18 protein-coding genes and 1 pseudogene are annotated in these 21,462 nt (G+C 67.0%); 13 read left to right on the plus strand and 6 right to left on the minus strand.

Features of this window, described 5'->3' with window-relative positions; all coding sequences use genetic code 11:
- Positions 1-5: 5 nt before the first annotated feature.
- Together JZ792_RS06255 and JZ792_RS06260 are read right to left on the minus strand one after the other, a co-directional pair.
- Positions 6-839, minus strand: a complete 834-nt coding sequence (locus tag JZ792_RS06255) for an amidohydrolase family protein (RefSeq protein ID WP_216907771.1) — start codon at positions 837-839, stop codon at positions 6-8.
- Positions 840-2,483 (minus strand): AMP-binding protein, encoded by a 1,644-nt coding sequence (locus JZ792_RS06260; protein WP_216907773.1) that lies wholly within the window; start codon positions 2,481-2,483, stop codon positions 840-842.
- A gap of 338 nt (positions 2,484-2,821) precedes the next feature.
- Here JZ792_RS06260 and JZ792_RS06265 point away from each other — a divergent pair, with 338 nt between their 5' ends.
- Positions 2,822-3,700: an enoyl-CoA hydratase/isomerase family protein gene (locus JZ792_RS06265; protein ID WP_216907775.1), complete on the plus strand. Its 879-nt coding sequence runs from the start codon at positions 2,822-2,824 to the stop codon at positions 3,698-3,700.
- A gap of 67 nt (positions 3,701-3,767) precedes the next feature.
- On the opposite strand, the gene JZ792_RS06270 is transcribed toward JZ792_RS06265, so the two are convergent.
- Both JZ792_RS06270 and JZ792_RS06275 read right to left on the minus strand, forming a co-directional pair.
- Positions 3,768-5,264, minus strand: coding sequence for an acyl-CoA carboxylase subunit beta (locus JZ792_RS06270; RefSeq protein ID WP_216907778.1), 1,497 nt, complete (start codon positions 5,262-5,264; stop codon positions 3,768-3,770).
- A 100-nt stretch (positions 5,265-5,364) separates the two neighbouring features.
- Positions 5,365-6,600, minus strand: a complete 1,236-nt coding sequence (locus JZ792_RS06275) for a cytochrome P450 (RefSeq protein WP_216907780.1) — start codon at positions 6,598-6,600, stop codon at positions 5,365-5,367.
- A gap of 156 nt (positions 6,601-6,756) precedes the next feature.
- On the opposite strand from JZ792_RS06275, the gene JZ792_RS06280 reads away from it, so the two are divergent.
- The 6 genes from JZ792_RS06280 to JZ792_RS06305 all read left to right on the plus strand — a co-directional run bounded on the left by JZ792_RS06280 (position 6,757) and on the right by JZ792_RS06305 (position 12,822).
- Positions 6,757-7,554, plus strand: coding sequence for an SDR family oxidoreductase (locus JZ792_RS06280; RefSeq protein WP_216907784.1), 798 nt, complete (start codon positions 6,757-6,759; stop codon positions 7,552-7,554).
- 178 nt (positions 7,555-7,732) lie between these two features.
- The gene (locus JZ792_RS06285; RefSeq protein ID WP_216907786.1) at positions 7,733-8,941 is read left to right on the plus strand and encodes a cytochrome P450; all 1,209 of its coding nucleotides are present in this window, start codon (positions 7,733-7,735) and stop codon (positions 8,939-8,941) included.
- A complete protein-coding gene (locus JZ792_RS06290; RefSeq protein WP_216907789.1) occupies positions 8,931-9,707 on the plus strand; it encodes an SDR family NAD(P)-dependent oxidoreductase in 777 nt (258 codons plus the stop codon). Before JZ792_RS06285 ends, JZ792_RS06290 begins: the two co-directional genes overlap by 11 nt.
- Complete coding sequence (locus JZ792_RS06295; RefSeq protein ID WP_216907790.1) at positions 9,707-10,957, plus strand: CaiB/BaiF CoA transferase family protein; 1,251 nt, start codon at positions 9,707-9,709, stop codon at positions 10,955-10,957. The genes JZ792_RS06290 and JZ792_RS06295 overlap by 1 nt, the downstream gene beginning before the upstream one ends.
- Positions 10,954-11,754: an enoyl-CoA hydratase/isomerase family protein gene (locus JZ792_RS06300; protein WP_216907791.1), complete on the plus strand. Its 801-nt coding sequence runs from the start codon at positions 10,954-10,956 to the stop codon at positions 11,752-11,754. Before JZ792_RS06295 ends, JZ792_RS06300 begins: the two co-directional genes overlap by 4 nt.
- Before the next feature lie 312 nt (positions 11,755-12,066).
- Positions 12,067-12,822 carry a TetR/AcrR family transcriptional regulator gene (locus JZ792_RS06305; protein ID WP_216907792.1) on the plus strand — a complete coding sequence of 252 codons (756 nt, stop codon included), beginning with the start codon at positions 12,067-12,069 and terminating at the stop codon, positions 12,820-12,822.
- Positions 12,823-12,920: 98 nt separating this feature from the next.
- On the opposite strand, the gene JZ792_RS06310 is transcribed toward JZ792_RS06305, so the two are convergent.
- Positions 12,921-13,829 carry an enoyl-CoA hydratase/isomerase family protein gene (locus JZ792_RS06310; protein WP_216907793.1) on the minus strand — a complete coding sequence of 303 codons (909 nt, stop codon included), beginning with the start codon at positions 13,827-13,829 and terminating at the stop codon, positions 12,921-12,923.
- A 23-nt stretch (positions 13,830-13,852) separates the two neighbouring features.
- Complete coding sequence (locus JZ792_RS06315; RefSeq protein WP_216907794.1) at positions 13,853-14,560, minus strand: hotdog family protein; 708 nt, start codon at positions 14,558-14,560, stop codon at positions 13,853-13,855.
- 112 nt (positions 14,561-14,672) lie between these two features.
- Here JZ792_RS06315 and JZ792_RS06320 point away from each other — a divergent pair, with 112 nt between their 5' ends.
- The 6 genes and pseudogenes from JZ792_RS06320 to JZ792_RS06345 all read left to right on the plus strand — a co-directional run bounded on the left by JZ792_RS06320 (position 14,673) and on the right by JZ792_RS06345 (position 21,165).
- Positions 14,673-15,476, plus strand: a complete 804-nt coding sequence (locus tag JZ792_RS06320; RefSeq protein WP_216907795.1) for an enoyl-CoA hydratase/isomerase family protein — start codon at positions 14,673-14,675, stop codon at positions 15,474-15,476.
- On the plus strand, positions 15,473-16,318 hold the full coding sequence (locus tag JZ792_RS06325) for an enoyl-CoA hydratase/isomerase family protein (RefSeq protein ID WP_216907797.1): 846 nt from the start codon (positions 15,473-15,475) through the stop codon (positions 16,316-16,318). Before JZ792_RS06320 ends, JZ792_RS06325 begins: the two co-directional genes overlap by 4 nt.
- Positions 16,318-17,802 carry a class I adenylate-forming enzyme family protein gene (locus JZ792_RS06330; protein WP_216907799.1) on the plus strand — a complete coding sequence of 495 codons (1,485 nt, stop codon included), beginning with the start codon at positions 16,318-16,320 and terminating at the stop codon, positions 17,800-17,802. Before JZ792_RS06325 ends, JZ792_RS06330 begins: the two co-directional genes overlap by 1 nt.
- Positions 17,792-18,871 (plus strand): annotated as a pseudogene (locus JZ792_RS06335) (class I adenylate-forming enzyme family protein); the annotation flags it as partial. The gene JZ792_RS06330 and the pseudogene JZ792_RS06335, both read left to right, overlap by 11 nt.
- A 252-nt stretch (positions 18,872-19,123) precedes the next feature.
- Complete coding sequence (locus tag JZ792_RS06340) at positions 19,124-20,746, plus strand: class I adenylate-forming enzyme family protein (RefSeq protein ID WP_216907957.1); 1,623 nt, start codon at positions 19,124-19,126, stop codon at positions 20,744-20,746.
- Complete coding sequence (locus JZ792_RS06345) at positions 20,743-21,165, plus strand: PaaI family thioesterase (protein ID WP_216907801.1); 423 nt, start codon at positions 20,743-20,745, stop codon at positions 21,163-21,165. Before JZ792_RS06340 ends, JZ792_RS06345 begins: the two co-directional genes overlap by 4 nt.
- The last annotated feature ends 297 nt before the right edge of the window (positions 21,166-21,462 follow it).

The raw sequence follows: 21,462 nt of genomic DNA on the forward strand, positions 1-21,462 counted from the left end.
GCGCGTCAGGCGCCGACGGTTCGATCGCCGAAGAAGAATTCCTGCGCGTTGTTGTAGAGATAGTTGTCGAGGACGTCCTCGGGCAGATCCAACGCGACGGCTTCGGGCACGAGTCTGCGCATCGACAGCACCGGCCAGTCCGAACCGAAGATCACCTTGTTCTTGCCGCGCGTTCGCATGAAATGGATCAGACTGTCCGGCAGACGCTTCGGCGACCAGGCCGAGGTCATCAGCCGCAGATTCTCGTATTTCATGAGCAGGCGGATCGCGATATCCCACCACGGATCGGCGCCGTGGATCATGCACAGCCGCAATTCGGGGAACCGGTAGCAGACCCGATCCAGATACATCGGATTCTGTACCTCACCCGGAATCGGGGGGCCGGGAATGCCGGTGTTCATGCACAGCGGCAGGCCCAGTTCGGCGCATTTGTAGTACAGGGGGTAATAGACCGCGTCGGTCGGCGGGTACTGCCCGTCGCCCCAGAAACTCGGCCCCGACGTCGTGTAGGCCACCGGCAGATCGTTCACCAACGCGCCGAGTTCACGCAGCGACGCGACCGGGTGGAGCAGGTCGACCCCGTTGAGCGCCAACGCGAATCGGTCCGGGCGCGCTTCCACGAATTTCAGCGCGGTCGTCGACGGCTTGGCCATCGAATACATCAGGATCGCCTTCTCGACACCCTGTTCGTCCATCTCGTCGAGCAGTTCGCTCAGCTCGACCTGCGCGTACATGGAGGTCGCACCCTTGAAGTAGTCATCTCTGACCTTCAACATCCAGCCGGGTTGCTCACGTTCACCGAAATGAACGTTGACCAGGCAGTCGTTGACCTTCCGCATCTATCCGGCTCCGATTTCTTCGATTTCGGCGTCCGCCTTCGCGGCGTCGACCGCGCGCTGCAACGCCCACCTGTAGTCCGGCTTTCCGTTGCCGAGGCGTTTGATCTCCGGGACGAAGATGACCGCCTTGGGCACTTTGTAGCCGGCCAGTTCGGTACGGCAGGACTGCTGCAGCGCCGCCTCGGTGATGCCGTCGGCGAGGCCGCGGCACACCAATGCCACGACTTCCTGGCCCCATTTCATACTCGGGCGGCCGACCACGAGCGCGTCGCTGATGTCGGGATGCGCGCGCAGCACCTCCTCGACCTCTTCGACGAAGACCTTCTCACCTCCGGTGTTGACCACGAGCGCGTCGCGACCGAGCAGCCGCAGGGTGCCGTCGGCGTCGACGGTGGCCCGGTCGCCGGGGATGGCCATCCGCTTTCCGTCGATTTCGGGGAAGGTGCGCTCGGTGGCCTCGCGATCGGCCAGATATCCCAGCGGCACCCGGCCGACCCTGGCCGCCCACCCGATCTCGGCATCGCCCGGTTCGAGGAAACGGCTGCGATCCTGGGAGACCGCGGTGGCGCCCGGCCCGGGTGTGAAGGTGTCGACCTCGGCGCCCTTGGTGCTGCGGCCGAACGCCATGCCACCGGTTTCGGAGGAGCCGTACCCCTCCACGACGTAGGCGTGCGGGATCAGTTCCAGCAGTTCCCGTTTGTAGACCGGATTGGTCGCCGCGCCGCCGCTGCCGATCGCGAGCAGCGAGGTCAGGTCGTAGTCCTTCTCGCGCAACGCGCGGACCAGCGGCGCGGCGTAGGCGTCGCCGACTATCGTCATCAGCCCGACCTGCTCGCGTTCGACGATCTCCAACGCGCGATGCGCGTCGAATTTCTGCCGATCGTCGTAGAGCACGATCGTCTGACCGACGAGCAGTCCCGCGCAGGCGGTCATGATGCCCGCGGCATGCGACAGCGGGGACACCGCGAACCAGACCTGTCCGGTCCAGTTCGTGAGATCACGGAGCAGATCGGCGGATTCGTGATCCGCGCCGTTCATCGACGACACGTAGAGATCGCTCTGACGCCACAGCACGCCCTTGGGCCTGCCGGTCGTGCCGCCGGTGCACAGCATCACCAGATCGTCGGGCACGGTCTCGATGACCGGCTCCGGCGCGCCCGCCGCGACGGCGTCCTCGAACGCGATCGCCCCGTCGAGCTCCGGCGCGTCACTGCCGTCGTCGACCGAGATCAGCAACTCCACACCCTCGGGCGCGGCCTCGGCGACGACCTCACCGAAGGATCGGTGGTAGACGATGCCGCGCGGCTGGATGTAGGCGAGCAGATCGCGGACTTCACGCGCGGTGTAGTAGGTGTTGATGTTGACCGGGACGACGCGGCCCTTCAGACAGCCGAGCATCACGTCCAGGTACTGGTCGTTGCGCATCAACAGCGCGACGCGGTCCTGTCCGCATTCCCACCTGTCCAGTTCGGCACGCGGCGTGTGGACACCGAAACCCTTGTCGGCCAGGAAGTTCGCGAACCGGCGCGTCCGCAGCGCGGCTTCGCCGAAGGTGCGCCGCCTGGTTCCGCATACGGTCATCAGGCGGTCCGGCACGGCCGCCGCGATCGTGTCGAAGACGGCTCCTATCGTCCACTGGGTCAACAGAGTTCTCCGATCACGAAGTCGCGCCCGCCGCTGCGGCGGGTGACGACCGGTTTCTCACACATGGTTTCGGTCCTGTCCGGCTGTCGCCGACGAGGCGACGCGAGCGCCGGGGAATTCGGCACGATCTGGTCGAGACGAGCCATATCGGGTGCCACCTCCTGATACCGAACGGCTGCCGCGAACCGAATAGATACGTCTACTGTATACGTATCGGTAGGGCTTCGCGCAAGGGTTGGGAATGCTCGGAGCGCCCATCGGATTCGCGGCGCGTCCCCCATGTCCCGCGACCGATGCGCAAACAGGGACGGCCATTGACGGTATAGACTACTGTAAAGATGACAGTAGGACGGTACGACGCGGACATCCACACGGCCCAGGAAGACACGGGTACGACAGTGAACAACGACAGCGCTCCCACCACCGACGAGCCGACGGTGCGCAGCCACCGCGACGGCGCGGTCCTGCGTCTGACCATCGACCGCCCCGGCAGGCGCAACGCGCTCTCCCACGCCATGATCGACGAACTCGTCGGCGCGCTCACCTCGGCCGCCACCGATGACACCCTGCGCGTCGTCCACCTCGTCGGCGCGGGCGCGGATTTCTGCTCCGGCGTGGACTGGGTGAGCACCAACAGCAACGGCGAGCGCCCCAGAACCGGCGACCTGGTCCGGCGCATCCCCCATACCGCCCACCGCGTCATCGAACTGGTCCACTCGCTGCACCTGCCGGTGGTCTGCACGGTCAGGGGATGGGCGGCGGGCATGGGCTGCAACCTGGCCATCGCCGCAGATTTCACCCTCGCCGACACCGACGCCGTGTTCTGGGAGCCCTTCCTGCCCCGCGGCTTCAGCCCCGACACCGGATCCACCTGGCTGCTGCCGCGCCTGATCGGCGTGACACGGGCCAAACGAATGCTGTTGCTCGGCGAGAAGGTCGGTGCGGCCGACGCCGAGGACTGGGGCCTGATCTATCGCGCCACCGCGCCCGGCGACCTCGACGCGCAGACCGACGAGCTGATCGCCCGCCTGGCCGCCGCGCCGACGATCGCCTTCGGACTCGCCAAACAGGCCATCCACCGCAATCAGCACACCGGTTTGGCCGACGCCATGGACCACGAGCTCTATGGCCTCGAACTCGCTTGCCGCACCGGGGATTTCAAAGAGGGACTGGCCGCGTTCCGGGAACGCAGACCGGCGGAGTTCCGCGGCAGATAACCGCCGCGCACCGACAGCGCGAAGGGGGCTCCGGATGCCACCGGAGCCCCCTTTCGCCCTGTCGCGATCAGGGAATGATGGCGGTGCGGTACACCGGTTCGGGAACGGCCTGCCTGGCGTAGATGCCCCGTTGCAGCGAGATCAGCAGGGCGTTGCGCGTCTCCTCCGGCCGGATGAGTTCGTCGAAACCCATATGCTCGGCGGAGTGGTAGGAGGCCTGCAATTCCATCTCCTGGAGTTCCGCCGCGAGATCGTCCCGGGCGTGGGAGGCATTGCTCAGCGCCGCGGCGCTCATCGCCCCCATCGTCGCGCCCGGGTAGGCGAAAGTGGCGGTCTGGCTGTCGAATCCGATCAACGACATCACCATCGAGCCGAAGCCGTACGCCTTGCGCAACGTGACGTGCAACTTCAGCGTGGTGGCCGCGGTCTGGGCGACGAACATCCTCGCACCGCTGCGCAGCACCCCTTCGGCTTCGGATTCGCTGCCGGGCAACATGCCCGGATTGTCGGCGAGGAAGATGATGGGCAGGTGGAACGAATCGGCGACCTGGATGAAGTGGGCCGCCTTGTCCGCGGCGTCACTGTCGATCGAACCCGCGAGCACCTCGGGCTGATTGGCCACCACCGCGACGGGATGACCGCCGAGATGGGCGAGCGCGCAGACGATGGCCGTGCCGAATTCGGGCTGCACCTCGAACCAGTCGGTGTCGTCGAAGACCACGTCCAGCACGGCGCGCATGTCGTAGGTGCTGCGATTGTCGCGGGACACGATGTTCAGCAGTTCCGGTGTCGCCCTGGCGCCGGTCGAATCGTCGGGCAGATAGACCGGCGGATAGGACCACGCGCTGGACGGGAAGTAGGACAGGTAGCGGCGGATCTCGTCGAGGACCTCCTCGTCGGTCTCGCCGACATTGTGGACGACCCCGCTGGGCAGCGCCACGTTCGGCCCGCCCAGATCCTCCTTGGTGACGTCCTCGCCCGTCGACATCTTCACCACCGGCGGGCCCGCGGTGAAGATCGCGCCCTGACGGCTCATGATCGCGAAATCCGACACCGGCGCGATCAGCGCACCGTGACCGGCCGACGGTCCGAGCACCCCGGTGACCATCGGAATCCGCCCCGAACACTGCGCCTGGGCGAGTAGATCGGTGGGGGTGCGCCCGTAGTGGGCGCCGGTGGGACGAAATCCCGCGCCTTCGAGCAGCATCACCAACGGCACCTTGTTCCGCACCGCCAGTTCGGCCAGCCGGTAGCGTTTGGAATTGCTGCCGGGCGCGATGGTGCCCGCCAGCGTCGTGAAATCCTCGGCCCCCACCATCACCGGCGACCCGTTGATCAGACCGGAGCCGGTCACGATCGCGTCGGCGGGGACCTCACCACCGACCAGGGTGCCGAATTCCTGGAACGTGCCGGGATCGAGCAGTCGCTCGATCCGCGCACGCGCGTCGAGTTTGCCCTTGCCCCGATGTTTGGCGACCCGCTCCGGCCCGCCCATCGCCTGCGCGAGGGCACGGCGGCGCCCGAGGTCGTCGAGTGTTTCGTCCCAGGTCTGGGCATTGGTCATTTCCGGATCCTTTTTCCTGAGCCGACTCCTCGACCAGGGCACGTCGATGGGTCGGTGCCGCGGTATCGCACCCGCGGCGCTGCGGTGGTGTTGTCGACGGTCAGGTCAGCGAGTATCGAATCGGAAGGTGCTTGAGACCGCCGACGAAAGTCGTCGCGGTGAGTTCGGGCTCACCCGCGAGTTCGATCGACTTCAGCCGGGGCAGCAATTCCGCGAGGAACTTTCCGATCTCCATGCGCGCCAGACCCGCGCCCAGGCAGAAATGTACGCCGAATCCGAAGGCGACATGCTTGTTCGGCTCGCGTTCGATATCGAAGCGGAACGGATCGACGAAGGCGTCCTCGTCGCGATTCGCCGAGACGTAGGAGAGCAACAGGGAATCGCCCGCCGGAATAGTCACGCCGTTGACCACCGAATCCTCGGCGGCGGTACGCATGAACGCCTTGACCGGTGTCACCCAGCGGATGATCTCCTCGGTCGCCTGCGGGATGAGGTCGAGGTTGCCGCGCAGCAGATCGAGCTGTTCGGGATGTTCGGCGAGGGCGCGCAGGCCGCCGGAGATGCTACTGCTGGTGGTGTCGTGTCCGGCGGTGGCGATGATCGCGTAGTAGGACATCGTATCGATATCGGAGAGCGGCGCACCGTCCAACGTGGCGTTGGCGATCGTCGAGGCGAGATCGTCGGTCGGATGCTCGCGCCGCGCGTCGGTCAGCGTCTTGAAGTACGCGAACATCTCCAGCAGCGAGTTCATCGTCTCGTCCGACGGCGTCGACCGCTTCAGTTCGTCGTCGTCGCTGCCGACCAGTTCCTGGGTGAGTTTGAGCATGAGCGGAAAGTCGGCCTCGGGGACGCCGAGCAGCGACATGATCACGTAGAGCGGGAAGTTGACCGCGACCTCCTGGACGAAATCGCATTCACCGCCCGCGTCCCGCATCTTGTCCACGTAGCGTTTCGCGAGTTCGTCGATCCGAACCCCCATCGCGCGCATGGCCTTCGGACTGAACCAGTCCGCCGCGATGGCGCGCACGATCCGGTGCTGCGGATCATCCATGTGAATCAGCGTGCGAATCCCCACGGCCGCCTGCATCTCGTCGGACTGGGCGGTCATCAGCACCGGCCGCGGCCAGTTGGTGAACGCGCGGTTGGCGCGTTCGACCGCCATCACGTCGGCGTGTTTGGTGATCGCCCAGAACGGCTTGTACGACGGCGCCTCCACCAGCGAAACGGGGGCGGTCGCGCGCGCTCTCGCCAGCGCGTCGTGCAGCCGCTTCTCGTCGGTGTACGCGGTCGGGTCGGCGAGGACGTTCGCGGCTTCGTCGACGATCGGCATGCTCATCAGCGGCCCTTCCGTTTCTTGGGGATTTCCCGCGATCCGGGCGCCGCGCACGCGACGTCCCGATCGTTGTGTGGACCACAAGCGTGATTTATAGTGACCCTTACTGTCAAGCATTCTGTAATGGATGCCAGTGAGCGTATCGGAGCGGCGGTCCCCATGGTTTCTGAGCAACTTTCCGAGCAACGCAAAGTCGTCGTGGTCGGCGCCGGATCGGGCATCGGAGCAGCGACGGCGGCGTATTTCCACGAGCGCGGCGACTACGTGCTCGCGGTGGACGTCCGCCCCAACCAGACGCCCGCCTCGCGCCACGAACTGTGCGATCTGCGCGACGCCGCCGCGATCGCCGCGCTGCTGGATCGGATCGGACCGGAGTGGGATCTGCTGGCCTACGTCGCGGGCGTGCCCGGCACCGCCCCCGCCGCGGACGTACTGAAGGTCAACTACCTCGGCATGCGACTGTTCACCACCGGAATGCTGCCGCTGTTGCGGCAGGGCGGGGCGATCGTGACCGTGGCCTCGGTCGCGGCGCTGGGCTGGCAGCAGCGCGTCGACGACCTGAAAGGCCTGCTGGAGGCGACCGACGCCGAGACCGTCGAACAGTGGCAGGCGACCCAGGATCCGAACTACCCGGTGTACAGCACCTCGAAGCAGGCCGCGATCATCTTCGCGAAGCGGCTGGCGCCCGCGGCCTGGCAGAAATACGGGATCCGCGTGAACACCGTGAGCCCGGGGCCGACCGAGACGCCGATCCTCACCGATTTCGAGGATTCGATGGGCAAGGAGGTCCTCGACACCGTGAAGGCCATGGTCGGCAGGCATGCCACCGTCGCCGACATCGTGCCGGTCATCGCCTTTCTCGGCTCCCCCGAATCGCGCTGGATCAATGCCCAGGACATCCACGTCGACGGCGGATTCGTCGCGCCGATGTCGGTCGGCGCGCCGATCGAGCTCTGACCGGACGCCCCGATCCGAGCGACAGTTCGGCGCCGACCGGCGCGGTGATCCCTACCGCGACACCGCGCGCCGACCCCGAATTACACATTGCCGCAGAAACTGAGGCCATATACTGTATGCATTACAGTAATGGGCACTCTCCGAGAGCCGTGCGGTGTGACGAAGTCAGAGGTGAGCTGTGGACAGCCCTGTTCAGGACAAATCGGTAACGAGTGGCGACACTCTCGATCTGCGTGATCCCTACCCGTTCTTCACCGCGAGACGGCGCGAGGGCGGCGTGTTCCACGGAACGGTCATGGACTACTCCAAGACCCCGGAATCGTTGCGCCCCGCCGATTCCTACGCCGCGCTGTCCTGGACGGCGGTGAACAAGGCCCTGCGTAACAGCAAGGTCTTCAGCACCGCGCTCTACGACTCGACGATCGGCGTCTTCATGGGGCCGACCATCCTCGCGATGGACGGCAGCACGCACAGGGCGCACCGGAACCTGGTGTCGGCGGCGTTCAAACCGCAGTCGCTCTCGGTCTGGGAACCCGACGTGGTGCGACCGATCTGCGAATCGCTGATCGACGAATTCATCGACGAGGGCCGCGCGGATCTGGTGAAGGATTTCACCTTCGAATTCCCCACCAGGGTCATCGCGAAGCTGCTCGGTCTGCCCGCCGAGGATCTGCCGTTCTTCCGCCGGGCCGCCGTGTCGATCATCAGCTACGCGGGCAATGTCCCGCGCGCGCTGGAAGCGTCCAAGGAGCTGAAGGAATACTTCCTCGGGCATATCGAACAGCGCAGGTCGAATCCGACCGACGACATCATCAGCGATCTGGTGACCGCCGAGATCGACGGCGAGAAACTCAGCGACCGGGCCATCTACTCGTTCCTGCGATTGCTGTTGCCCGCGGGCCTGGAAACCACCTACCGGTCCTCCGGGAATCTGCTGCACCTGCTGCTGACCCATCCCGAACAATTCGCCGCCATCGAGCAGAACCACGATCTGCTCCCCCAGGCGATCGAAGAGGGACTCCGGTACGAGACCCCGCTGACCCTCGTGCAGCGTTATGTCACCGAGGACACCGAATTGGAGGGCGTCGCCATTCCCCAGGGCGCCGTACTCGATCTGGTCCTCGGCGCGGCCAACCGCGACGAGAATCGCTGGGAGCGGCCGGAGGAATTCGATATCCACCGCACCCACATTCCGCACATCAGTTTCACCGCGGGTGCGCACACCTGCCTCGGACTGCATCTCGCGCGGATGGAAACCCGCGTGGCGATGGAGGCCCTGTTGCAGCGGCTGACGAATATCACCCTGCTGACCGACGGCGACCCGCACATCTTCGGTCAGCCGTTCCGCTCCCCGACCTCGATTCCGGTGACCTTCGATGTCCGCTGAACCGCGCCACCGCGACCTCTTCGATCTGTCCGGGCGCTCGGCGCTGGTCACCGGCGCGGCGGGCGGTATCGGCGCGGCCGTCGCCGCCGCGCTGGCCGAGCGGGGCGCGGCGGTGCTCGTCACCGATATCGACGGCGCGGCCGCGGCGGTGACGGCGGAGAAGATCGTCGCCGACGGCGGCAGGGCCGCGAGCGCCGCGCTCGATGTCCGCGACACCGCGGCCGCCGAGTCGGCCGCCGCGGCCGCCGCCGAACTGGCCGACGGCACCCTGAATATCGTGGTCAACAACGCCGGTGTCACCGATCCGGCGATGTTCGGCGACACCACCGAGGAATCGGTGCTCAGGATGCTCGACATCCATCTGATGGGCGCGTTCCGTTGCGCCAAGGCGGCGCTGCGATATCTGCCGACCGACGGGACGGGGCGCATCATCAACGTCACCTCGTCTGCCGGACTGGTGGGCACCCTCGGCCAGATCAACTATTCGGCCGCGAAATCCGGGATCGTCGGCATGACGAAATCGATGGCGCGGGAACTGGCGCGCAAGCAGATCACCGTCAACGCGCTCGCACCCGGCGCGGCGACCCCGATGACCGCGACGATCCGCACCGATCCCAAATTCGCGGAACAGATGCTCAACCGTATTCCCATGCGGCGCTGGGCCGAACCGCGCGAAGTCGCGGGCGCGTTCGTCTTCCTCGCCTCCGACGCGGCCTCCTTCGTCACCGGCCAGGTGCTGCCGGTGGACGGCGGCCTGGTGATGTGATGACCGAGCCCACCGCGGGTCCGCTCGCGGGAATCACCGTGGTGTCGCTGGAGCAGGCGGTTTCCGCGCCGATGTGCACGCGCACGCTCGCCGATTTCGGCGCCAGGGTCGTCAAGGTCGAGAATCCGCGCGGCGGCGATTTCGCGCGTCACTACGACGATGTGGTCAACGGTCTCGCCGCGCATTTCGTCTGGGCCAATCGCGGCAAGGAGTCGGTCGCGCTCGACCTCAAGCACCCCGACGGGATGGCGGCGCTGCACCGTCTGTTGGACACCGCCGATGTCTTCGTCTCGAATCTGGCGCCGGGCGCGGCCGCCGCGCTCGGCGTCGGCCCCGACGATCTGGCCGACCGGCATCCCGATGTCATCGTGATGGAGATCGACGGCTACGGCGCGGGCGGTCCCCTGTCGCACAAACGCGCCTACGATCTGCTGGTCCAGGCCGAATCCGGGGTCTGCGCGATCACCGGCTCACCGGGCGCACCCGCGAAACCCGGTCCACCGATCGCCGACGTCTGCTCGGGACTGTATGCGGCACTGACGATTCTGGCGATGATCTGCGCCAGGCGCGCGGACGGAGCCTGCGCGCCCCATCCCGCCGCGGCCTCGGTGAGCCTGTTCGACACCGCCGCGGAATTGATGGGGTACGCGCTGAACTACACCCGCCACACCGGGGTGGATCAGCAGCCGCTCGGCATGAGTTCCCCCGCGGTCGCGCCCTACGGCGCCTACCCCACCGCGGACGGCCACACCGTCGTGCTCGGCACCACCAACGACCGGGAATGGCAACGCCTGGCCCGTGAGATTCTCGAAAGACCCGACCTGGCCGAGGATCCGGCGTTCGCGCGCAATGCCGACAGGGTTGCGCGCCGAGCCGAACTCGATGCGGCACTGACCGATTGGTGCGCGCGCCACGATCTGGCCGTCATCCAGTCACGTGCCGACGCCGCCGGAATCGGCAACTCGCGGTACAACACTCCCGGCGAGATGATCGCGCATCCGCATCTGGCCGCCCGCGACCGCTGGCGGCGGATCGACACCCCGGTGGGCCCGGTGCCCGCCCTGCTGCCGCCGCCGATCATCGCGGGCTTCCAGCCGCCCATGGGCGCGATACCCGGTCTCGGGCAACATACCGATACCGTGCTGGCCGGCGCGGGATTCACCACCGACGAGATCGCTCGCATGCGTGCGGCCGGGGCGATCGGCCCCGGCGCGGACGACGCGGCGCAAGTGAAAGGAACGACGTCGTGACCGACGATTCTGTACTGCTCATCGAGGATGTCGGCAATGTCAGGACATTGACGTTGAATCGCCCGCACCGCAAGAACGCGATCACCAACGCCATGTGGGCCGCGTTGCGGGATACCCTGCACGAGGTGGCTTTCGGCGGGCGGATCCGCGCCGTGGTGCTGACCGGAGCGGGCGGGGCGTTCTGTTCGGGCGCCGATATCTCCGACACCGCCGGTATGGACGAATTCCCCGATCCGAGCCGGGATATGCGCGCCATCAACGAGACGGTGCTGCGCCTGCACGATCTCCAGGTGCCGACCATCGCGAAGGTCGACGGCGTCGCGGCGGGCGCCGGGTGGAATCTGGCGCTCGGCTGCGATCTCGTCGTGGCGACGCCGGAATCGCGGTTCTGCCAGATATTCAGCCGCAGGGCGCTGTCGCTGGATTGCGGCGGTTCCTGGCTGCTGCCCAAACTGGTCGGACTCCAGCAGGCCAAGCGACTGGCCTTCCTCGCCGACATGATCAGCGCCGAGGAGGCGCACGCACTCGGTCTGGTGACCTGGATCCAGCCCCGCGACGGTATCGACAAATTCGTCGACGACCTCGCCGTCCGCTTGGCCTCGGGTCCGCCGACCGCCCTGGCCCAGACCAAGGCGCTGCTGAACGGCGGCACCGATCACACGATGCGCGAAGCGCTCGCCAACGAGGCGCGCGCGCAGACGATCAATCTGTCCGGCCGCGATGTCCTGGAAGCCTTCGCGGCCTTTTCCGAGAAACGCGATCCGGTGTTCACCGGAACCTGGGGACCGACCGGGTAGGTTGTCTCACCGGAATTCCTTGTCGCCGGTGGCCGAATACATTTCGAGTACGTTCTCGAACTGTGAGCCAGGTAACTCCGGAACGGTCCGGGAGCAATGGCTCGGGGCCTCTTCGCCACCCCCTCGAAACACTCCGACAGTAACCTCCGTGGTACGATTTACTGTGCTACTTTCAGTCCCGTCACTTCGGCGTGTTACGGATAGTCGAAACGTGTTTCGCGGACCGAACTCTGGCACCGGCTCATCAGTCGAGACCTGAAGTGACGTGTTCGTGTTCAGGTAAGTAGACCTTTCACGGAAGTGGGATCTGGAATGACGAAACGAAGCGCCGCAGCAAAGCGGCCGAGGCGCGAGCGCGGCTCTCTCAATCCAGAGGACATCATCGAGGGCGCTTTCGAGCTGGCCGAACAGGTGTCGATCGACGGTCTGAGCATGCCGCTGCTCGGCAAGCACCTCGACGTGGGAGTCACGAGTATCTACTGGTACTTCCGCAAGAAGGACGACCTGCTCAACGCGATGACCGACCGCGCGCTGAGCCAGTACGTCTTCGCCACGCCGTTCATCGAGGCCCGCGACTGGCGCGAATCGCTGACCAACCACGCGCGCACCATGCGCAGCGCGTTCCTCGGCAATCCCATTCTGTGCGATCTGATCCTGATCAGGTCCGCGCTGAGCCCGCACGCCGCCCAGCTGGGCGCGCGGCAGACCGAACACGCGGTGGCCAGCCTGGTCGAGGCGGGTTTGTCGGTGGACGAGGCCTTCGACACCTATTCCGCGATCAGCCTGCATATCCGCGGTTCGGTGGTGCTGCAACGTCTCTACGACAAGAACAAAGAGCAGGACGCGCAGGCGGGCGCGTATTACGACGATATCGTCGTCGAACCCGAGACCACGCCACTGCTCGCCGAGGCAATGGCCAAGGGACGCAAGTCGGGCGCGCCGGACGACCACAACTTCGAATACGGTTTGAAATGCATTCTCGATCACGCCAGTTCGCTGATCGGCACCCAGCAACCCGCGGCGACATCGACGCCACGGCGCGCGAGTAAAGCGGCTGCGGCCGGGTAGGACTCACTCGATGCCGTCGCATGCGAGAGGACCGGGATCGGATACGAAGAAGAGGCCGACGCGATTCGCGTCGGCCTCTTCTTTTGTTTCAGCGGAGGCTACGGCGCGTCGGGTTCCGGAACATGGAAATGCTCGTCGCGTAGTTTGAATGCCTCCTTGGTGCCGTGTTCCGCGCGGGTCTTCACGAAATTGAATTCACCCGGCGCGAATTGCAGATTCGTGCCGAATGCGTGGAACAGATAACTCGCCACTTCCTCACCCTGGTAGACCTGGCTCTGTTCGACCAACCGGAATGCCTCCTTCGCGATGACGACACCGTCGGCGGGCATCTTGGCGGCCTTCTCGGCCCAGTAGCGCGCCCGCGCGGTCACCGCGGCCGGATCGCAGGTCTCGGTGAACACACCGAGATGTTCGAGGGTCCCCGCTTCGATGATGTCACCGGTCAACAGCATCCGGCGCGCCAGAACCGGGCCGAGCCGGTGGAAGAACATGTGCAGGCTGCCGAGCGCGGGGCCGAGGAACCGGGTGGCGGGCATGCCGATCTTGGCATCGCGCGCGATCACCGAGATATCGGTCATCAGCGCCATTTCGAAGCCGCCGCCGAGCGCGTAGCCGCCGATCTCGCCGACGGTGATCTTCGGGAAGCCCAGGAAATTGTGGTAGAAACCGAACGACTTTCGATCGACGGTGAGTCTGCGTCGCTGGCTCGGCCTGCTCTTGGCAGGCTTACTACCGTTGGCCCCGTTGCCCTGTCCGCGCTCGCCGTACCAGCCGTAGGCGTTGTTCATATCCGCGCCGGTGCTGAACACCCCTTCCGCACCGCGCAACAGGACGACGGTGATGTCGTCGTCCTCGGCCACCTCGTCCAGATAGCGCGCCAGGCCGTCGCGCATGGCGGCGTCGTAGGAATTGCGCTGCGCGGGATTGTTCAGCGTGACGGTCGCGATCCGACGATCGGGATCCACCTCGTAGAGAACCCGGCCGTCGGCGGCGCTGGAACTGGTCATCGGTATGCCTCTTCCTTCTGTGGTCATGTGCGGATCCGGCGCTTTCCGTAGCGCGACGTCCCCAACTGGTCGAGCGGAACGGCCACCGTCCGCACGACCGCTCGGCACAGCACCTCGCCCGCGCGCAGCAGCCTGGCCGTCGATTCGATACCCGCCTCCCCCACCGTTCGGGTGATGTCGAAATCCAGTTCGACCAGAATCGGGGTGGGGCGGCGATAGGTGATGTTCATCGACCGCGTCTTGCCCGACAGGCCGACCGCGCAACTCTGCTGCTGGATGACGGCGTCGAAGAACACCCCGAGGAATCCGCCGTGCACCAGGCCCGGCGGTCCTTCGTGCACCAGCGGAAAGGTGATGCGGCCGTGCGCCTTCTCGGCGTCGATGTGGTCGAACTCGTATTCGGGGAAACACGGATTGAACGCGCCGATGTCGGCGGCGTGGTCCAGGTAGACGCGCTGGGTGTCGCTGCTCGCCGCCCCGATCCGAGGCGCGGGATCGGGTGGTGTCGCCGCGGCGAGTTCGCGTTCCCATTCCTCGATCCTGGTGACGAGTACATCCACCGTCGGGTGCGGATGCTCGAGCGACAGCAGCACGCCCGCGAGCCTGCGGACGGCCGCGGCGGCCGCCACGGTCTGCGGCAGCGGCCGTTCACCGAAGCGCAGTTCGGGACCGCGCGGCCCGGGCACGGCGGGCGCCGCGTCGCCCGGGAGGGTCTGCCCGTTCTCAGCCATCGGACCTCTTTCCTCATCGGCGCTTCCCGCCACCTTTGCAGGGGCTGACGGTATTGTCTACTGTACATATAACAGTAAGGTTCAGGCACGGCCCGGCCCAGGAGGAACAACGATGCCGTTCGACACCATCGGATACGAGGTCGACGGGCATACGGCGACCATCACGCTGAACCGCCCCGATGCCCTCAACGCGCTCAGCCCGCATATGATCACCGAGCTGCGCGCCGCCTACGACGAGGCCGAGAACGACGACAAGGTCTGGCTGCTCGTCGTCACCGGTTCCGGCCGCGCCTTCTGCACCGGCGCCGACGTCAAGGCGATTCCCGGTGACGGCAAGGTGCTCAACGAACGGCCGTACCTGTCGAGCTACGAACAATGGGAGGCGCCCCAGGAGGGCACCCCGCCGTTCCGGAGCATGACCAAACCGATCCTGGTCGCCGTCAACGGAATCTGTTGCGGCGCGGGCCTGGACTGGGTGACCACCGGCGATATCGTCATCGCCTCGGACAAGGCCACCTTCTTCGATCCGCACGTGAGCATCGGGCTGGTCGCGGGCCGGGAGGTGGTCCGGCTGGCGCGGGTGCTGCCGCGCACGGTCGCGCTGCGCATGGCGCTGATGGGCAAGCACGAGCGGATGAGCGCCCAGCGCGCCTACGAACTGGGCATGGTCACCGAGGTGGTCGAGCACGAACGTCTGCTCGAACGCGCGCACGAGATCGGCGACATCCTCAATTCCAATGCCCCACTGGCTGTTCGGGGCACCCGACTGGCGATCATCAAGGGACTCGACGTGCCGCTGCACGAAGCCGAGATGCTGGCCGAATCCTTCCGCGAACGCGTCACCCGCACCGAGGACGCGCTCGAAGGCCCCAAAGCCTTCGTCGAGAAGCGCACACCGGATTGGCAGTGCCGATGAGTGCGGGGGGCAGGCCCGATGCGGAAGTGGAAGCGGCGAACGTGACCGGTTTCGAGACGATCATCGTGGAGACGAACGAGATCGATCGGGTCGCCACCATCACCCTGAACCGGCCGGATCGGCTCAACGCCTTCAACCGCGTGATGTGCGAGGAGATACGCGACGCCTGGCATCTGCTCAAACTCGACGACTCGGTGCACGCCGTGGTGCTGCGCGCGGCGGGTGATCGGGCCTTCAGCGCCGGTCTGGACATCAAGACGCCCTACGGGCAGCCGTCGAGCGTGTGGCACCACGACGATCCCGGCGAGGCGCTCAGCCCCAAATGGCAGAAGATGTGGAAGCCGGTGGTGTGTGCCGTGCAGGGCATGTGCACGGCGGGCGCGTTCTATTTCGTCAACGAGGCCGACGTGGTGATCTGCTCGCGGGAGGCCACCTTCTTCGACTCCCACGTGTCGGCCGGACTGGTCAGCGCGCTGGAACCGGTGGGACTCATGCGCCGCGTCGGTCTCGGTGAGACCCTGCGCATCGCGCTCATGGGTAACGACGAACGCGTGAGTGCCGAGACCGCGCTGCGCATCGGCCTGGTCTCGGAAGTCGTCGCGCGCGAACAACTCTGGGCACGCGCGCACGAGATCGCGGCGACCATCGCGGCCAAACCTCCCGCGGCGACGCAGGGCACCGTCAAGGCGATCTGGGAATCGCTCGACATGCCCTACCGTGCCGCGATGGATCACGGACTCATCTACACCCGCCTGGGCAATCCGATCGCCACTGCCGAACTGGCGGCCGCCGCGAACGACGCGGACGGGCGCGCTGTCCCGACCGAACCGAGGATCCGTTGATGACCGCTCATTCCCTGAGTCGCCGCATCGCCGACGTGCTCGCGCTACAGCCCGACGCGCCCGCTGTCGAATACGACGACATCTGGTATTCGTGGCGCGCGCTCGGCGACCTGGCGCACCGCGTCCACGCGCGGATGGGAGCGCCGCGCCAGGTCGGCATCCTGCTGCGCAATCGGCCCGAACATGTGGCCGCCCTGCTCGGCGTGCTGCTCGGCGGCGGCACCGTCGTGGTGATCAACCCCTCGCGCGGCGACGACCGGACCCGCGCCGATATCGCCGCGCTGCGCCTGCCGCTGATCGTCGGCGGCCCCGACGACCTCGCCGCACTGGTCACGCCCGGATCCGGCACGGCGACAGTGACGATCACCGATCTCGGTGCCGAACCCGCGGTCGGCCCGTCCGAAAACAGTTCCGGTTCGGCGGTTTCCGGCGTCGCGGTGCGCATGCTGACCTCGGGCACGACCGGTCCGCCCAAACGGGTCGACATCACCTACGACATGTTGGCCCGCTCGGTGATGGGCCCCGATCCCGACCGCTCGCCGTCGCCGACACAACCGCGGCGCGGCGTCGCGATCGTCAACGCGCCGCTGGTCCACATCGGCGGGGTCTTCCGAATCCTGCAATGCGTCACCGAGGCTCGCCCCTTCGTCTTCCTGCCGCGATTCGAACTCGACCGCTGGGCGGCGGCGGTGCGCAAGCATCGGCCCGCCGCGGTGTCGCTGGTACCCGCGGCCCTTCGTATGGTGCTGCACTCGGACCTCGACAGGGCCGACCTTGACGGCGTGCGCGTCGCGACATCCGGCACCGCGCCACTGTCGGCCGCCGACGCCGACGCCTTCCACGAGAAATTCGGCATCCCCGTCCTGACCTCCTACGCCGCGACGGAATTCGGCGGCGGCGTAGCGGGCTGGACGTTGCCCGACCACCAGAAGTACTGGAATGCCAAGCGAGGCAGTGTCGGCCGCGCGAGCGGAGGCGCACAACTGCGCGTCGTCGACGACACGGGCACCGTCGTGCGGACCGACGAAACCGGTCTGCTCGAGGTGAAGCCGGGACAACTCGGGCCGGGGGCGGACTGGATCCGCACCACCGATATCGCGCGGATCGACGCCGACGGATTCCTCTATATCCTCGGCCGCGCCGATCAGGCGATCATCCGCGGCGGATTCAAGATCATGCCCGACGATGTGCGCGGCGCACTGGAGAGCCATCCGTCGGTGCGCGGCGCGGCCGTGGTCGCCCGGCCCGACGAACGGCTCGGCGAGACACCGGTGGCGCTGGTGGAATTGCGCGACGGGCATTCGGCCGATGCCGACGATCTGGTCGAATATCTCGGCACCGTGCTGGCTCGCTACGAGATCCCCACCGAGATCGCGATCGTCGACGCCATTCCGCGCACCCCGTCCGGCAAGGCGGATCTGACCGCGGTCCGACGTCATTTCACCGAAGCCACGTCGTCCGTTCGAGGCGATCATGTCCGATGAATCCCGCACCGTGGCCCGCGTCCTGCGCGAGCACGCGCGGACCCGTCCCGCTCATCCGTTGTTGATCTGCGATGACGAGCGCCTCGATTACGCGACCGCGCAACGGCTTTCGGCGCGGCTGGCCCGGGGATTGATCGCGCTCGGCGTCGGGAAGGGAACCCATATCGGGTTGCTGTATCCCGACGGCGTCGATTTCGTCGTCGGCGCGCTCGCGGCCGCGCGGATCGGCGCGGTGGTCGTTCCCTTCTCGACTGTCGGCACCACCACGGAACTGCGTGCGCGATTGATCGACGCCGATATCCGAATCCTGTTGGCCGCCGACACCTATCGCTCCCACAACTACGTGCGACAGCTTACCGAGGTGGTCACCGAAACCGAATTCGGAACCGGTGAACGTCTGCTCTGTGCGGCGGTTCCGCAATTGCGCCATATCGCTGTCAGCTACCGCACCGGTACCCGCGACCGGGTCCGCGATATCGCCGAACTGGACCGCCTCGCGGATTCGGTGGACGAGGCGCTGCTCACCGCCGCGGAAGACGATGTCGCCCCGGCGGATACGCTGGGCATCGTCTACACCTCCGGTCCGTCCGGGACCGCGAGGGGCGCGGTGCACACCCACGGCGCACTTCTGGACCATCAGGCGAATCTCAATGAGGTTCGCGGGGTGACCGAGGCCGACGTCGTCTCCTGCGATTCACCGTTCTTCTCGATCGGCGGTTTCGCCTCCGGACTGCTCGCGACGCTGGTGGCCGGAGCGACCCTGCACTGTTCGACCGCCGTCGACACGGGCGGCGCGACCCTCGATCCGCACGGAACGACTACCGATCCGCTCGGAATTACCTTCGATCCGAATAGCGCGCCCCCCGATATCCCCGATCGGCGCGGTTCGACCGAGGCGGGCGGCGTCGCGCTGCTCGGCGGCGACGGGACCGATCGACCGGAGCGTCGGCACGGTTTCTTCGGCAGACCCGCGCCCGGCTTCGGTGTCCGCGTCGTCGATCCGAAAACCGGCGACGAGGTAGCGGTGGGCGAGAGCGGCGAATTGTGTCTTCGCGGCCCGTACGTCATGCAGAGCTACTACAAGCGCGGCCGCGAGGAATGCTTCGACGCCGACGGCTGGTTCCACACCGGCGATCTGGTGCGGGTCGACGACGAGGGGTTGGTCCACTACCACGGGCAGCGCGGATCGCGGGTCGAGCCCGGGGTGTCCCCCGTCGAAGGCGAGCAGGCTCGCACCGGTAACACCGATTCCCAGGCGCGGGAGATCTCCCACTCGGACACCACCCGGCGGCGCACGCTTTCCGTGGCACAGGTGAGCGGGGTGCCCGACCGGGGCCCGGAGGCCGAAGCGGTCGTCCCGCGTACCGTCGACGAACTGGTGCGGTCGCGAGCCGTCGCGAACGCGGGGCAGCCCGCGGTGATCGACCCGACGGCACACCTCACCTACGCCGAACTCGACACCACCACAGAGCAATTGGCGGCCGCGTTCATCGAGGCCGGTATCGCCACGGGCACCAGGGTCGGCCTGGTCATGCCCAACGGCATCGCCTGGGTGCGGATCGCGATCGCCCTCACCAGAATCGGCGCCGTCCTCGTACCGCTCAGCACCCTGCTCAAGACCCCGGAACTGATCGCCCAACTGCGGGTCGCCTCGGTGCAGATCCTCATAGCGGCCGAGGAATTCCGTGGGCACCGCTATCTCGACGGACTGCGCGCCGCACTGGCACTGCCCGACGACGACGCGACGATCCTGCACCCGGAACTGCCCGCGCTGCGCCGGATCTGGACCGTCGAGCACACCGAAGAGCTACCGGTCACGCCGGAGGCGGCGGCGGTCGCGCGGAGTTCGGCCACGACCGTCACCGCGGCCGATCCGCTGACCATCATGTTCACCTCCGGCAGCCGTGGCCTGCCCAAGGGCGTGATCCACTCGCACGGCAACGCGTTCGGCGCGGTGCGGTCCGGGCTCACGGGCCGCTGCATCGACGGCGACACCCGGTTGTATCTGCCGATGCCGTTCTTCTGGGTGGGCGGATTCGGCGGCGGCGTGCTCTCGGCGCTACTGGCGGGCGCGACCCTGGTCACCGAGGAGATTCCCCGACCGGAGACGACGTTGCGTCTGCTGGAACGCGAGCGCGTCACCCTGTTCCGCGGCTGGCCGGACCAGGCCGAAGCACTAGCTCGCCGAGCGGATTCGATCGGCGCCGATCTCTCGGCGCTGCGCCCGGGCAGCCTGGACGCGCTACTGCCCGCGAACCAGCGTGCCCGCCCCGGCACCAGAGCCAACCTGTTCGGCATGACGGAATCGTTCGGCCCGTACTGCGGCTACCCGGCCGACACCGATATGCCCGAATCCGCGTTCGGAAGCTGCGGTAGACCCTTCGACGGGATGCAGGTGCGCATCGCCGACCCGGCGGACGGCACCCCCGCCCCCACCGGGTCGATCGGCGAAATCCTGCTGCGCGGCCCGCATATGTTGCGCGGCATGTGCGGGCGGAGTCGTGAAGACCTGCTCACCGAGGACGGTTTCTATCGCACCGGTGATCTGGGCAGGCTCGACGAGGCCGGATTCCTCTTCTACCACGGACGTTCCGACGACATGTTCAAAGTCAGCGGTGCGACGGTCTACCCGAGCGAGGTGGAGAAGGCGCTGCGTGGCGTCACCGGTGTCGAGAACGCCTTCGTCACCTCGGTCGACGCGGGACGCGGCGATCAGGTGGCCGCCGCGGTGGTCTGCGATCGCGCCGCCACCGCCGCGCGGATACGCGCGGGCGCGCGAGATCTACTCAGCGCGTTCAAGATTCCGACGATCTGGCTGCTGCTGGAATCCGACGAGAGCATCCCGCGCGGGTCGACGGGCAAAGTCGACATCAACGGCCTGCGCGATCTGCTGTCCCGCAAGGGATACACGGCCGACGAGCTACGGAATGAGCCGAAACCATGACATCGATACAGCAGATCAGCGGACTGTTCGACCACATCGGGTACCGCAAGGAACGCGACGCGGACGGATCCCTGGTCTGGGAACTCCCGGTCGCCCCGCACGTGGTCAATACGGCGGGCGGACTCCAGGGCGGCCTCATCGCGACCCTCGCCGATATCGCGGCGGGCACCCTCGCCCTGGAGACCCGCCCACCGAACGCGGGCGTGGTCACCTCGGACCTGAGCGTGCGCTATTTCCGCCCCATCACCAGCGGCGCGGCCCGCGCGGTCAGCAGGATCGTGCACGCGGGCAAACGTTCGGTCGTCGTGCAGGTCGAGGTGATCGAGATACCCGGCAACGAATTGGCGGCGCTGGCCACGGTGAACTTCGCGACGGTCGAGTTCGCGAATCGGGGGGCGACGGTGCCGACCGACGCGTGACACCTGCCCTCGACGTCTGGGCAGGCCGAGGCCGACACGGGGCCTTCGGCGGCGGTGTGGTGTGCCGACCGGACCCGCACTGTGACCGAGATTTCGATCGCGCCGAATTCGGCGCGCGTCTTGCGCATCGCCTCGAGGACCGCGTCGCAATCGCACATCGACCTCGCACGCGATCGCCGAGGCACCGCCGGAGCACACCCGCTCGGCGGCCCGAGCCGTGTCCACTGTCGAGCACTTCGCGCGACCTGCGGATCGCCCGACCGACAGCCGGTCCCCGAGCCGCCATAGACTGGAATC

This window comes from Nocardia noduli (genome assembly GCF_019038455.1).
Classification (GTDB): domain Bacteria; phylum Actinomycetota; class Actinomycetes; order Mycobacteriales; family Mycobacteriaceae; genus Nocardia; species Nocardia noduli.

Excerpts from the sequence above, each read along its gene's own strand:
- JZ792_RS06255 (WP_216907771.1), bottom strand. The coding sequence starts at position 839 with ATGCGGAAGGTCAACGACTGCCTGGTCAACGTTCATTTCGGTGAACGT.
- JZ792_RS06265 (WP_216907775.1), top strand. The coding sequence starts at position 2,822 with ATGACAGTAGGACGGTACGACGCGGACATCCACACGGCCCAGGAAGAC.
- JZ792_RS06270 (WP_216907778.1), bottom strand. The coding sequence starts at position 5,264 with ATGACCAATGCCCAGACCTGGGACGAAACACTCGACGACCTCGGGCGC.
- JZ792_RS06275 (WP_216907780.1), bottom strand. The coding sequence starts at position 6,600 with ATGAGCATGCCGATCGTCGACGAAGCCGCGAACGTCCTCGCCGACCCG.
- JZ792_RS06280 (WP_216907784.1), top strand. The coding sequence starts at position 6,757 with ATGGTTTCTGAGCAACTTTCCGAGCAACGCAAAGTCGTCGTGGTCGGC.
- JZ792_RS06290 (WP_216907789.1), top strand. The coding sequence starts at position 8,931 with ATGTCCGCTGAACCGCGCCACCGCGACCTCTTCGATCTGTCCGGGCGC.
- JZ792_RS06295 (WP_216907790.1), top strand. The coding sequence starts at position 9,707 with ATGACCGAGCCCACCGCGGGTCCGCTCGCGGGAATCACCGTGGTGTCG.
- JZ792_RS06305 (WP_216907792.1), top strand. The coding sequence starts at position 12,067 with ATGACGAAACGAAGCGCCGCAGCAAAGCGGCCGAGGCGCGAGCGCGGC.
- JZ792_RS06310 (WP_216907793.1), bottom strand. The coding sequence starts at position 13,829 with ATGACCAGTTCCAGCGCCGCCGACGGCCGGGTTCTCTACGAGGTGGAT.
- JZ792_RS06315 (WP_216907794.1), bottom strand. The coding sequence starts at position 14,560 with ATGGCTGAGAACGGGCAGACCCTCCCGGGCGACGCGGCGCCCGCCGTG.
- JZ792_RS06320 (WP_216907795.1), top strand. The coding sequence starts at position 14,673 with ATGCCGTTCGACACCATCGGATACGAGGTCGACGGGCATACGGCGACC.
- JZ792_RS06325 (WP_216907797.1), top strand. The coding sequence starts at position 15,473 with ATGAGTGCGGGGGGCAGGCCCGATGCGGAAGTGGAAGCGGCGAACGTG.
- JZ792_RS06330 (WP_216907799.1), top strand. The coding sequence starts at position 16,318 with ATGACCGCTCATTCCCTGAGTCGCCGCATCGCCGACGTGCTCGCGCTA.
- JZ792_RS06345 (WP_216907801.1), top strand. The coding sequence starts at position 20,743 with ATGACATCGATACAGCAGATCAGCGGACTGTTCGACCACATCGGGTAC.